A 907-nucleotide genomic window follows, 5' to 3' on the forward strand; every position below is an offset into this window, starting at 1 on the left:
AAAGGTGTTTATGAAAACGGTGTGCTTAGGCTTTTGGAGCCAGTTCCGAGTATCAAGAAGGCTGAAGTAGTGGTAACATTCCTAAAAGAGGAAAAAGTAAACACCAAAAAAGCCAGAAAACCCGGGGGACTCTTACGCTTGCAAAAGAATAAAGGAAAACACTTCGATATTCCGGAGGATTTCAACGACCCCATCGACGAATTGAAGGATTACATGTAATGGAAGTCCTGATTGACACCCAGATACTGATTTGGTTTCAACTCAACCATCCGAATCTGGGAAAAAATGCTATTGAAGTACTTACCAACAGACGTAACACAATATATGTTTCTGACATCAGCCTTTATGAGATCACCATCAAGCAAACGATTGGCAAGTTAATGGATTTCGATATTGACATCATGGATATCGTATCAGTGGGAAAAGAGGATGGGTTTACTTTCATTCCACTAAGCCATGATGGCTTAGCCACATACGTTGATGTACCCCTGCATGAAAACCATCGTGACCCGTTTGATCGATTAATCATCGCTACTGCCAAAGCGAACAATCTGACGATCGTTTCTGCGGATGAAAAGTTTGATTTGTACAAGCATTACGTCTCGTTGATTAAAGTATAAAGCCATTTACCAACATTCGTAACCATTTCTTTCTTAACTATATATTTCGTAATATAGCCTTATTATTTAACCTTATAAATGGCGGCTTTTACTTTGATGGCGGCAAGGAGCAGGATGATGACGAAAGCAGGTAACTTCTTCATATGGCAACGATTTGTGATTTAAATGGGTAAACTTAATTTATTATTTTGTTATCAGAAATGCAATAGTTGTTCCCAGCAATCCAATGCAATAGGCACTAAGGAGTATCGACTAAATAAATGGATGCCAAGATGGTTCCTTTAAAA

2 protein-coding genes are annotated in these 907 nt (G+C 38.6%); both read left to right on the forward strand.

All coding sequences use genetic code 11. From position 1 onward, the window contains the following. Positions 1-219: hypothetical protein (locus tag NF543_RS25250; protein ID WP_257670977.1), on the forward strand; the 219-nt coding region annotated here is incomplete at its 5' end. After that, positions 219-620, forward strand: a complete 402-nt coding sequence (locus NF543_RS25255; RefSeq protein WP_257670976.1) for a type II toxin-antitoxin system VapC family toxin — start codon at positions 219-221, stop codon at positions 618-620. The genes NF543_RS25250 and NF543_RS25255, both read left to right, overlap by 1 nt. The last annotated feature ends 287 nt before the right edge of the window (positions 621-907 follow it).

It is taken from the genome of Parapedobacter tibetensis (assembly GCF_024704835.1).
Taxonomy (GTDB): domain Bacteria; phylum Bacteroidota; class Bacteroidia; order Sphingobacteriales; family Sphingobacteriaceae; genus Parapedobacter; species Parapedobacter tibetensis.

What these genes read in the sequence shown, in the direction of transcription:
- NF543_RS25255 (WP_257670976.1), top strand. Translation starts at nt 219, where the DNA reads ATGGAAGTCCTGATTGACACCCAGATACTGATTTGGTTTCAACTCAAC.